The organism is Salinithrix halophila, from assembly GCF_042650125.1.
Taxonomy (GTDB): Bacteria; Bacillota; Bacilli; order Thermoactinomycetales; family DSM-45169; genus Salinithrix; species Salinithrix halophila.
The window spans coordinates 355,229-367,193 of record NZ_JBHSAP010000018.1; the positions used below are offsets into that span (position 1 = coordinate 355,229).

12 protein-coding genes are annotated in these 11,965 nt (G+C 56.0%); all 12 read right to left on the reverse strand.

All coding sequences use genetic code 11. The features are described from left to right. Positions 1–8 precede the first annotated feature (8 nt). Positions 9–1,124: a prephenate dehydrogenase gene (locus ACFOUO_RS14730; RefSeq protein WP_380705905.1), complete on the reverse strand. Its 1,116-nt coding sequence runs from the start codon at positions 1,122–1,124 to the stop codon at positions 9–11. Beyond that, positions 1,121–2,221, reverse strand: coding sequence for a histidinol-phosphate transaminase (gene hisC / locus ACFOUO_RS14735; protein WP_380705906.1), 1,101 nt, complete (start codon positions 2,219–2,221; stop codon positions 1,121–1,123). The genes ACFOUO_RS14730 and hisC overlap by 4 nt, the downstream gene beginning before the upstream one ends. 119 nt (positions 2,222–2,340) lie before the next feature. Then, positions 2,341–3,159: a tryptophan synthase subunit alpha gene (trpA, locus tag ACFOUO_RS14740; RefSeq protein WP_380705907.1), complete on the reverse strand. Its 819-nt coding sequence runs from the start codon at positions 3,157–3,159 to the stop codon at positions 2,341–2,343. Further along, positions 3,146–4,378 (reverse strand): tryptophan synthase subunit beta, encoded by a 1,233-nt coding sequence (gene trpB, locus ACFOUO_RS14745; RefSeq protein ID WP_380705908.1) that lies wholly within the window; start codon positions 4,376–4,378, stop codon positions 3,146–3,148. Before trpB ends, trpA begins: the two co-directional genes overlap by 14 nt. After that, positions 4,353–5,018, reverse strand: coding sequence for a phosphoribosylanthranilate isomerase (locus ACFOUO_RS14750; protein WP_380705909.1), 666 nt, complete (start codon positions 5,016–5,018; stop codon positions 4,353–4,355). Before ACFOUO_RS14750 ends, trpB begins: the two co-directional genes overlap by 26 nt. After that, complete coding sequence (gene trpC / locus ACFOUO_RS14755; protein ID WP_380705910.1) at positions 5,015–5,800, reverse strand: indole-3-glycerol phosphate synthase TrpC; 786 nt, start codon at positions 5,798–5,800, stop codon at positions 5,015–5,017. The genes ACFOUO_RS14750 and trpC overlap by 4 nt, the downstream gene beginning before the upstream one ends. Continuing rightward, positions 5,790–6,815: an anthranilate phosphoribosyltransferase gene (trpD, locus tag ACFOUO_RS14760; RefSeq protein ID WP_380705911.1), complete on the reverse strand. Its 1,026-nt coding sequence runs from the start codon at positions 6,813–6,815 to the stop codon at positions 5,790–5,792. Before trpD ends, trpC begins: the two co-directional genes overlap by 11 nt. A 14-nt stretch (positions 6,816–6,829) precedes the next feature. After that, positions 6,830–8,350, reverse strand: coding sequence for an anthranilate synthase component I (gene trpE / locus ACFOUO_RS14765; protein WP_380705912.1), 1,521 nt, complete (start codon positions 8,348–8,350; stop codon positions 6,830–6,832). Between the two features lie 233 nt (positions 8,351–8,583). Beyond that, positions 8,584–8,961, reverse strand: coding sequence for a chorismate mutase (aroH, locus tag ACFOUO_RS14770; RefSeq protein WP_380705913.1), 378 nt, complete (start codon positions 8,959–8,961; stop codon positions 8,584–8,586). Beyond that, positions 8,958–10,058 carry a 3-dehydroquinate synthase gene (aroB, locus tag ACFOUO_RS14775; protein WP_380705914.1) on the reverse strand — a complete coding sequence of 367 codons (1,101 nt, stop codon included), beginning with the start codon at positions 10,056–10,058 and terminating at the stop codon, positions 8,958–8,960. Before aroB ends, aroH begins: the two co-directional genes overlap by 4 nt. Before the next feature lies 1 nt (position 10,059). After that, positions 10,060–11,229, reverse strand: a complete 1,170-nt coding sequence (gene aroC, locus ACFOUO_RS14780; RefSeq protein ID WP_380705915.1) for a chorismate synthase — start codon at positions 11,227–11,229, stop codon at positions 10,060–10,062. 247 nt (positions 11,230–11,476) lie between these two features. Then, a complete protein-coding gene (gene ndk / locus ACFOUO_RS14785) occupies positions 11,477–11,923 on the reverse strand; it encodes a nucleoside-diphosphate kinase (RefSeq protein ID WP_380705916.1) in 447 nt (148 codons plus the stop codon). Between the last annotated feature and the right edge of the window lie 42 nt (positions 11,924–11,965).

Here is an 11,965-nt window from a genome sequence, read left to right on the forward strand (position 1 = left end):
CGCCTCTTTCATTTCTGCTGTTTCTCCTCCAGGTCGAACACCCGGTATCCTTCCCGGCGCAGACATGACCGTGCCCGGACAAGCTCTTCTTCGCTTCTGAACACAAGCCGGAGGATTCCTTCCCGGTCTTCCCTGTTTTCCATCACACCGATATTTTTGATATTGATCTCGTTGTTTCCAAGGAGTTTGGCCACCGTCGCAATGACACCCGGATGGTCCGGCACGTCCACATAGCACTCAAAGTGGGGAGCCAACACTCCTCGTTTCCGGTCGGGAAGTTGTTCCCGAGAACGCTTGGCACTGGCGAAGAAGGACTCGATCTCCTCCGGTTGCGCCTCTGCCACCGCCCCTTTGATCTCCTCCATTTCCCGTATCCAGTCGTCCATGAGCTCCAGAATCGCCCCACGATTGGAAAGGAGAATATCCCGCCACATGACGGGATGGGCTGCAGCCACCCGAGTGAGATCCCGAAAACCGCCTGCAGCGAGACGATGAAACCATTCGTTGGATTTATTGTACCGGCTCACCTGGTTGACAAGGCCAGAGGCTACTATGTGGGGAAGGTGGCTGATCGCACCTACTACGCGATCATGATGGTCCGGGGCCATGATAACCAGTTGCGCCCCCGTTGCCTCGGTTAACAAGCGGGAGAGGCACTGCACTTCGGCTAAGGGCGTTTCCGGCAGAGGCGTCAACACATAATAAGCGTTCTCAAAGAGCAACGGGTGGGCCGCCTGTACCCCGGACTGATGGGAACCGGCCATGGGGTGGCCACCGATGAATATGGCGCCGAGATTTCTCAAGCCTGCGGCATGCTCCACCACTTGACCCTTGGTGCTGCCCACGTCAGAAATGATGCACCCTTCTTTCAGCGGCAACTCAGCCAACCGGTCGAGCAGATCCGTCGCTGCTCCCACCGGCACGGCCAGAAAGAGATAGTCTGCCCCTTCTACTGCCTGTGCCAAATCCGTGTACCCACGATCGATGACACCCGCAGACTCCGCGAGGCCCAGGGTGGTCTCCGACGCGTCAAACCCCTCGACACACAAATCCGTCCGTTTCTTCAGGCAGAGAGCAAGGGAACCTCCGATCAACCCGATTCCCAGTACGGTTGCCTTTTTCATCGGATCGGGGCCGGCTTGCCCAGACAAACAGCTAATTGGGCAAGAAATACCCGGTTCTGTTCTGGAGTGCCAACTGTGACCCGGATATGAGTCGGATAACCGAGAGCGGCCCCGGAACGGACGATAATCCCTTTCGATAACAGGCATTGGAAGACATCCTGTGCCGGACGGCCGGTATCTAGCAAAAGAAAATTACCCTGAGAAGGGAAATAGGAGAGGCCCCACTCTTTCAGTTGTCTTTCAAATTCTTCAATTCCCCGCCGGTTTTCCTGTCGACAGCGGTCGACAAAAGATGGGTCATCCAAGGCGGCTCGCGCGGCCCGCTGAGCGAGCCGGTTGGCATTAAAAGGCTCCCGAACTCGATTCATCTCTGCAACCAGAGACGGATCCATCACCCCGTAGCCGATACGGAAAGCGGCCAGTCCATAGATTTTGGAAAACGTGCGAAGCACAACCACACGCGGATCCTTTTTAACGAGGGAGAGACTGTCCGGATAGGCGGGATCAGTTACATACTCCTCATAAGCCTCGTCGAGTACCACCAGCACGTGTTCCGGTACCTTCTCCATGAAAGCGGCCAGCTCTTCCGCATCAATGATGGTCCCCGTCGGGTTGTTCGGATTGCAAATCCAGACGATGCGCGTTTTTTCGTTGATGGCAGTTGCCATTCCTTCCAGATCGTGAACGCCGTTTTTGAGGGGAACCTCCACCGCCTTGCACCCTTCAATCAAGACCTGTGTCTTGTAGCGGGGGAACGTGATATCCGCCATGACCGATTCTTGTCCCGGCTCCAGAAACGTCCGGGCCAGCATTTGCACGACCTCGTCGGACCCATTGCCGAACAGCAACCATTCCGGCCCGATATCAAGCCGGGCAGCCAGCTCCCGACGAAGGAGCGGAGCTTCTCCCTCAGGGTAGATGGCAAAAAAATCCCTCTCCACGTTCAGGGATTCCCACACCTTGGGCGAACAGCCGAAAGGGTTTTCGTTAGAGGCCAGCTTGATTACTTGGTCTAAACCGTATTCTTGTTTCACTTCCTCCAGAGGTTTACCCGGCTGATAGACCGGGACATCCTGGAGCACCGACTTTGATTTCATTCGTGCGGTTCCTCCCCACTGGTTTTCTCTATAGTTTACAACAGAACAGGCGCTTTGCCCAACCATACCGACCGGAAAAACCCGCAGCACGTGCCGCGGGCCAAGACTGATGATAAAGTCTAGCGGTCAATCGCTGGTACTTCCTCCGCCGCCAGGTCACGCACAAAGCAACGGATTTCCTCTAATGCCTCTTCTCTCGTCTCGGGATCTTTGAAGCGAGAGAGGCGTTCCTCGATCATGCGAACGAGAGCACTTCCCACCACCACAGCATCGGCATGTTTGAGAAAACGGTCTACATGCTCACGGCGGGATATACCAAAGCCAATCGCCGTCGGCACGGGGCTCGACTTTTTCACCGTATCGAGAAAAGCCTCCACCCCGCTGGAAAACGTACTGCGCGTCCCCGTCGTGCCCAAAGAGGAGACACAGTAGACGAAGCCCCGAGCCTTCGCTGTAATCCGTTCGATTCGGTCCTTGGAAGTGGGCGCCGTGAGCGGAATCAGGCATAGATTGGCCTCCTCCGCCAGTTCAGCCAGATCAGCACTTTCCTCAAAGGGCAAATCGGGCACAATCATGCCGTCGATTCCGCTTTCTTTGGCCAATCGAGTCAAACGGGACAAACCAAAACGAAGGAGGGGGTTGTAATAGGAAAACAGGATGAGCGGGGTATCTACCCCTTCCTCCCGTGCAGTACGGGCTAATTCCAGTACGCCCGTCAGTGTCATCCCTTTAGCGAGGGCACGGTCGGAGGCAGCCTGGATCACCGGACCGTCGGCCAGGGGATCCGTGTAAGGAACCCCCAGTTCAATCGCCGTTACGTCTTCTTGATCCAAAAGGCGGATTAAAGAAAGGCTTGTCTCCCAGTCGGGATCCCCTGCTGTGATGAAAGGAATCAGCTTACGTCCCGGACGGCGGAATGCTTGTTCAATGAGATTCATATTCGGGTCCCTCCAATCCAGCGCGGATCGACTCTACATCCTTATCTCCCCGGCCTGACAAACAAATAACCACCAGTGAGCCGGGCTTTGCTCGTTTAGCCAGCTTGACCCCTTCCGCCACCGCGTGGGCGGATTCCAGCGCAGGCAAGATTCCCTCTGTCCGGGAGAGGAGCTTCACCGCCTCCAGGGCCTCCGCATCTGTCGCCGTAGTATAGCGGACCCGTTGTGCATCCTTCAGATAGGCGTGCTCCGGGCCTACTCCAGGGTAATCCAGGCCTGCGGATATCGAATGGGCCGGCAGGATCTGGCCATGCTCATCTTGGAGGAGATAGGTGAAAGAACCGTGAAGAACGCCAGGAGACCCCTTGGTGAGGGTTGCGGCATGACGATCCGTCAAGAGGCCTTCCCCCGCCGCTTCCACACCGTGGAGACGGACTGATTCATCCCCGAGAAAAGCGGTAAACATCCCAATCGCATTGCTGCCGCCTCCTACACAGGCGATGACATCATCAGGTAGACGCCCCTCTTTTTCCAACAGCTGAACCCGGGTTTCATCCCCGATCACCCGCTGGAAATCCCGCACCATCGCCGGGTAGGGGTGAGGGCCCACCACGGATCCGATCAGGTAAAACGTATCTTCCACATGGGTTACCCAGTGACGGATCGCTTCATTGGTCGCGTCCTTCAAGGTACGGGTACCGGAAGCGACCGGCACCACCTCTGCCCCGAGCAGTTCCATACGAAAAACATTCAGCTTCTGGCGACGGACATCTTCTTCCCCCATAAATACCTTGCACTCCATCCCCAGAAGGGAAGCCACCGTTGCAGAGGCGACTCCATGCTGTCCCGCACCCGTCTCGGCGATGAGTTTCTTTTTGCCCATCCGTTTAGCCAGGAGCCCCTGGCCGAGCGTGTTATTGATTTTGTGCGCCCCGGTATGGTTCAAATCTTCCCGCTTGAGATAGATCTTTGCCCCCCCGGCATGGTGGGTCAGATTTCCAGCCTGGGTCAGCGGTGTCGGTCGTCCCGAATACTCCGAAAGCAGCTCCCTCAGTTCCTCTTGGAAATCCCGATTCGCCATCGCTTCCCGATATCCCGCCTCCAGTTCGTCTAGAGCGTTCATCAGGGTTTCCGGTACGAACCGCCCGCCAAATCCCCCAAACCTCCCGGAAAAGGGGATCTCCTCCTTTGCTTTATCCAAGACTTGTCTGTCGGTCATATTGTCTCACCCTCTCCACAAACTGGGCCATTCGATCTCGTTGTTTTTTGCCCGCAGTTTCTACGCCGCTGGATGTATCCACTCCGTCGGGGGCATAGCGCATCAGCAGCTCCCCGACATTTCCCGGGTGTAGGCCCCCGGCGACCCAGACCGGGACCCCGACTTTCTTCCACTGCTGTCGGACAGTCGGAATCGCCTCCCAATCAAAGGGACGCCCCGTCCCTCCCCGCCTATCTCCGACAGAGGAGTCGAGCAAAACCCCGTCCACCCAGGGAGCATACTCCTCAGGAGTATCCACCGGCCCCTTCTGCCCGATATGGAATACCTTGATGATAGGAAGGTGAAACCTCTCTTTCAAGCGGCGGCAAAAAACAGCGGATTCCTCCCCGTGCAACTGGATCCGGTCAAAGGAGACAGCCGACAACCAACGATCCACTTCCTCCTCCGACGGATCCATCATCACCCCGATAGAAGCGATTCCCCGCGGAAGCCTCTTTACCAGATCAGAGGCGGTTTTCATCGACACGGTTCGCTTGCGACCAGGGACAAGGATGAAGCCGGCAGCGTCCAAATCCAACCCCGCCAGCCCTTCCACATCTTCAGGCCGGCGCAACCCGCATATTTTGACCGTGGTTCTCACACCGTCACCCCGTTTAACAGCTCCCTGACCGCCACTTCCGGTGAAGGTTGACGCATCAGGTATTCACCGACCAGCACCCCGTCCACACCGGCCCGCTCCAGCCGTTTGTAATCATTCCTTGAATGAATTCCGCTTTCTCCGATCACGGGGATTCCCCGCGGAATCTTCGGATACAGCCGCTCCGTCACGGCGAGATCCGTCTCAAAGGTGGCCAAATTGCGGTTATTGATTCCCAGGACGTTGGGCTTTGCCGCCAGGGCCCGAGGGATCTCCTCTTCCCCATGGATTTCAAGAAGCACCTCCATTCCCAGACGATGTGCTTCCATCGTCAGGGATTGAAGTTGATCCTCGGATAGGATGGCAGCGATCAGCAGGATGGCATCCGCTCCGATAAGCCGGCTCTCCAGAACCTGCAGGGGATCGAGAATGAAATCTTTTCTTAGAACTGGGATAGAGACCGCGGGTTTCACCTGGCTCAGGTTGGCAGCATCCGCTTTGAAAAAGGAAGCATCCGTTAGAACAGAAACGGCAGAGGCTCCTCCTGCCTCATAACCCCGAGCTGTTTCTACCGGGTTCACCCGTTCCCGGATCACACCTTTAGAGGGAGAAGCTGGTTTTACCTCGGCAATCAGGGCCGGACTCGGAGATTTTTTTGTCATGGCGGCAACCAGGGAACGACAAGGCGGCAACTCCTTCACCGTTTCTTCCTCTTGGTGAGAAAGGCGTGTACGCAAGACCTCCAGTTCCCGTCGTTTCACCTCGGTAATCCGATTAAGAAACATAGGAGACCTCCTTCCCGCTCTCCGTCATTTCCTTCAGTTTGGCGGAAGCAGCTCCTCGGTCAACCGCTTCAGCAGCAAGTTGGATTCCCTCCTTCAGGGATAGAGCCTTGCCTGCAATGGCAATCACGGCTCCAGCGTTGGCAAGAACCACGTCTCTACAAGGACCGGGCTCCCCTTCCAATACGCGGCGGATCAAGCGAGCATTTACGTTGGCGTCCCCGCCAGCTAGGTCTTCCAGGGTTCCACGAGTCAAACCCAATTCTTCCGGAGTCACGCGTCTAGTATGGACCGTTCCGTCCTTCACTTCGCTGATTTGCGTTTCCGCCGTAACAGAGATCTCATCAATCCCATCCAGGCTCGACACGACCATTACCCGTTCCGACCCGAGGGAGAGGAGAACCTCAGCGACCGGCTCCGTCAATTCCGGATCATAAACTCCCACCAGTTGCCGTTTCACACCGGCTGGGTTGGCCAAGGGGCCGAGGAGGTTGAAACAAGTCCGGAATCCCAGTTCCTTGCGAGTCGGCATCACATGCTTCATCGCCTGATGGAACAAAGGGGCGAAGAGAAAACAGATACCCGTTTTCTCCAATGCACGAGCAGCATCATCCGCCGTCTGCTGGATATCAACCCCCAGAGCCTCCAAGACATCGGCACTGCCGCTTTTACTGGAGACAGCCCGGTTCCCGTGTTTGGCTACTTTGACTCCGGCGCCAGCGGCCACAATGGCAGCAGCGGTAGAGATATTAAACGTCCGGCCTCCATCCCCTCCTGTGCCACAGGTATCCACCGCTTCGGAAGGAATAGCCGGAAGACGAGTTGCTTTTTCCCGCATCGCTGTTGCCAAACCCGTCAGCTCCCCTACGGTCTCTCCTTTCATCCGAAGAGCCGTCAGTGCCGCTCCGGCCTGAGCGGGAGAGAGGGCCCCCTCCATCATCGCCGCCATTAACTCTCTGGATTCCCTGCGAGTCAGGTCTTTTCCATCGACTACTTTGGCCAGGCTTTGCTGTATCATGGTCCTCTCCCCTTTCATTTTCCAATCCCTTGAAACAGATTTTCTGTGATATGGAGAGCTCGAATCATACCCCGCGCCTTATTCCGCGACTCTTCATACTCTTTTTCCGGAACCGAGTCGGCCACAACCCCGCCGCCTGCCTGAATATAGGCGTCTCCATCTTTGAAATGGATCGTCCGGATCGTGATGCAGCTGTCCAGATTGCCGGAAAAACCGAAATATCCGATCGCTCCTGCATAAACTCCCCGGGGACCGGGTTCCATCTCGCCAATTAACTCCATCGCCTTCACTTTTGGAGCTCCGGAAACCGTTCCGGCCGGAAAACAGGCCCGGAAGGCGTCTATAGGGGAATATCTCTCTGAGAGTTGTCCTGTCACATGGGAAACCATGTGCATCACATGGGAATAACGTTCCACGTTCATCTCTTCGGTCACCTTCACCGTCCCATAACGAGAAACACGGCCGAGATCATTGCGACCGAGATCAACCAGCATTACGTGCTCTGCCCGTTCCTTCTCATCGGTGAGCAGATCATCAGCCAGGACCCGATCTTCCTCTTCATCCCTTCCTCTCGGACGGGTACCGGCGATGGGGCGAGTCTCGACCCGTCCGTCACTCACCCGAACCAGGAGCTCCGGGGAAGTACCGACGATTTCTTCTCCTCCCAGGGACAAATAATACATATAGGGAGACGGGTTGAGTGTACGCAGTACCCGGTATACGTCAAAAGAGGGGGGTGCCGCCTCCCAAGTCCACCGCTGGGAAGGAACCAGCTGGAAGATGTCCCCGCGTCGGATATGCTCTTTGGCCTTCTCCACCACGGCACAATACGCTTCCTTAGTCATATTGGATCGGACACGGGAGAAGTCGATTCCCTCCTCCGGCGTTGAAACGGTGGGGAGCGGGGAGGATGCTGGCTCTTTGGTGCGAATCGCTTCTGCCCAGCCATCAATGGCTGCAACCGTCTCTCCGTAAGCTCGGCCCAACGCTTCTTCATCAGCGCCGGGAGGCACATGTAAATTGATCACCAGGGTCATCTCCTGCTTGAGATGATCCACGATCAGCAGTCGATCACAAAACATGACGTGAACATCATCAGCCCCGGTGGTATCCCTTCCTGTAGGGCGGGGAACAGCTTCAAACGTCGTGACCGCTTCGAAACCGATATAGCCGACCGCTCCCCCCAGGAAAGGAGGGAACCCCGGTAACCGTGGGGAATGGTACCGAGCCAAGAGATCCTGAAGGACCTCCAGGGGTCGATCTGTCGCAAAAGTGCGCGTGGTGCCCCCCTCCTTCACGATTCCTTGGCCCTTTTGTGCCCGGAAGGTGAGAAAAGGATCCGTACCGATGAAAGAGTAGCGCCCCCAGCGCTCCCCTCCCTCCGCACTTTCCAACAGAAACGAATAGGGTTGGTCTCCAAGCCGCTGAAATAGGCGGATCGGTGTTTCGGTATCAGCGAAGATCTTTTTGCAAATGGGAATCGTGGAATATTGGCGGGCCATTTCCCGCACATCCTTCAAACGGGGGACAAACATCACAATCTCCCTCCTCTGGGTTTGAACCCTTTGGAGACGAAAAGAGAGGTTAGCGAGGAAAAAGGAAATTAATGGAAGTCGGGGAATGCAAAAAACCAAGGCACAGAGGCCTTGGTTGGAAGTCCGTCCAAATAGCTGCTTCCTCGGCTCTCCTCTGCTCTGCAATCTCGTCTCAACTCATTCTCTGCTCTCAGCTAAACTTGTTTCAACATTACAAAAGAGTCGGTCAGATGTCAACGGTTTTTTTCCGGCGGGACCAAATCTGGCCGCAAGCTGCGGGCATCTCTTAGATAGGCGTGGTGGACTTCATTTCCCCGCCTTTCAGTATTTGCATGAAGAAGCAGGCGGATACATCGAGAAATCGCGCCAGGAACGTCAATCTCGGCCGCGCACATCAGTGGAACCATCTCCCAACCCGGCATCATCCGAATAGCCCTTGCCGGAAAAGTGGCGGTTAAATCGGGGGTGGCCGTGATAAACACACTGGCGATATCCTCCGGCTTTAAATCGTTCAAGTGGATGATCTCCTCAAGGAGTTCCCGGGTAGCGGTAAGAATCTCTTCCGCCTCGTTTTTCTCCACCGTCGTGGCCCCTCGAATCCCTCGTATCATCGACTCTCTCCCCCTCTCAGTCGAGCGAGGACTTCCCGGATCGCCGCCTCTTCCACACCGTGCTGGAGAACGACAGAACCGATCCCCGTGGGGAGAACAAACGTGTAAGCCCCCTTCTTCGCCTTTTTGTCCCGTTTCATTGCGGCCAACAGTTCCTCCTCTGCCCAAACCGGAGAAAGGTGGGTGGGAAGCCGGAAGGCGGCGAGCAACTCACGGGTGAAGGGAAAGACCTCCGTTGCGGTCCCCAGAGCTTCCCCAAGTAATGCCGCTCCCGCCATTCCCACGGCGACGGCTTCCCCATGGGTGAAAGCACCATAACCGGACACCGATTCCAGGGCATGGCCGATCGTATGACCATAATTGAGGATAGCCCGGATGCCGGACTCCTTCTCATCCTGCGAGACCACGGCTGCTTTGACCCGGCAGCCCCGCTCGATGGCCTCCGCCGTCACTTCCGGTTCCAGGGCCATTAGTTGTCGATGGTGCTCCATCAACCAATCGGCAAAGGAAGCATCCCAAATGAGAGCATGCTTCACTACCTCCGCACAACCAGAGAGGATCTCCCGTTCCGGAAGGGTTTTTAGGACATCGGTGTCAAACACCACCATCGCAGGCTGGTGAAAAGCACCGATCATGTTTTTTCCGAGAGGATGGTTAACCCCGACCTTCCCACCCACACTGCTATCATGAGCCAAAAGGGTGGTTGGGAGTTGGATGAAGGGGATGCCTCTCATATAGGAAGCGGCAAGAAACCCTGCCAAATCCCCTGTGACTCCCCCGCCTAGTGCCAAAACGGCTCCAGAACGGTCTAGGCCGAACCGGATACAATCTTCCACCAATCGTTCCAGCGTATGAAGGGATTTAGACTCTTCCCCGGCAGGATGGGTGATTTGCCCCACCGTAAACCCTGCCTGCTCCAGCGGTTTCAACACCCGTTCGGCGTAGAGGGGAGAGACGTGAGAATCCGCCACCAGCATCAGGCGGCGCTCCCGGCCCCACCCGATCCCTTCAAGGAACTGGGGCAGCTTTTCAAAGAGCCCGCTCCCGATATGAATCGGATACCGCTTCTCAGCCAATTCCACCTGAATCGTCTTCATGTCAGAAACCCTTCACTTCATTCCGGTGGCGCTCAACCTCCCGAAGGAGATCCTCCGCCTTATCGGAAGAAAATGTTTCCAATAGGGCTTTTGCCACTTCCCAAGCGACTACATTTTCAGCGACGACACTGGCGGCGGGTACCGCACAGTTGTCCGATCGCTCGATACTGGCAGCAAAGGGCTCCTTGGTGTCAATATCGACACTTTGCAAGGGTTTATAGAGGGTGGGGATTGGCTTCATCACCCCGCGCACCACCAGAGGCTCCCCCGTTGTCATACCGCCTTCAAACCCGCCAAGGCGGTTAGTCGCACGATGGAAACCCCGTTCTTCCGACCAGAGAATTTCGTCATGCACCTGAGAACCCTTCCGCTCTCCGGCTTCAAAGCCAATCCCGATTTCCGCCCCTTTGAAAGCATTGATACTGACGATCGCCTGGGCGATACGGGCGTCCAGCTTCCGGTCATAGTGTACATGGCTTCCCAGACCGACAGGGACATTTTCCACGACAACTTCCACCACGCCGCCTAGGCTATCCCCCTCTTCTTTCGCCTCGTCGATGACACGGATCATCGCCTGTTCCGCCTCCGGATCCAAACAACGAACCGGGGAAGCTTCTGATTTTTCGGCAATCGTTTCTGCCGTCCAGCCATTGAGGTCGATCCGTTCCGTTGCGACGGAACCGATACGGACCACATGGCTAGCAACACGAATTCCACAGTGCTCCAACACTTGCTTGGCAACAGCCCCAGCCGCAACACGAGCAGCCGTCTCCCGGGCACTGGAACGTTCCAGCACATCACGCATGTCCCGATGGCCGTACTTGATCGCACCATTCAAATCAGCGTGCCCCGGGCGCGGTCGGGCCACGCGCCGTTTCTCCGCCTGCCCTGGATCGGTGTCGGGACGCATGATCTCCACCCACTTGACCCAGTCCTTGTTTTCGATAGCCAACGCCACCGGGGCGCCTGTCGTCTTTTCGAACCGGATTCCGGATAAGATCTGGACCTGATCCGATTCGATCTGCATCCTTCGTCCACGGCCATATCCCTTCTGGCGGCGGGCTAGTTCCGTATCAATCTTCTCCTTGGAGAAAGGGAGCCGACTGGGCAACCCTTCGATAATCAATGTCAACTGCGGTCCATGTGACTCCCCTGCCGTCAAATAACGCATATGCCTTCCGTCCTCTCCGTCTGTGTTTAGTATGTGGAAGTGTGGTTCGATCAATCATACCGGTCTCATCCCGGATAAAAGTTAATCGGATTATAACACAGGAGGCGGACAGGAGAAAGATTTCCGACTTTGCCGCGAGCTTTATCCTCCATTGATTTTGTTTGCTTTACAAACCAGTCTATATTTATATCCATGGGAATAGCGACAAAAAAACCGCTGCCCTCGAGGACAACGGTTTTTTTACGGGTCAATATACCCATGCATCGATGGTTTTTTCGTATACCGATTGCTCTTCTTTGTTGAACCAAAGGGATATTTCTCGCTCGGCACTAGCTGGGGAGTCGGAGCCGTGGATGATGTTCTTTCCGACAGTCATTCCGAAATCACCACGAATCGTGCCGGGAGCGGCTTCCGAGGGTTTCGTTTTCCCCATCATCTGCCGAGCGGTGGTAATGACGTCTTCCCCTTCCCAGATCATGGCGAATACCGGGCCCGATGTGATGAAATCTACTAGCTCACCGAAAAAAGGGCGCTCCTTATGCTCGGCGTAATGCTGTTCTGCGAGCTCGCGGGGGACGGTCATCAACTTGCCGGAGACCAACTTATATCCCTTATTCTCGAACCGGGAGATGATCTCGCCAATCAGTCCACGCTGCACCCCGTCGGGTTTCACCATCAGAAACGTTTTTTCCATCGACCTTTCCTCCACATTCCTATGTATTTGGAAAGCGTTTGT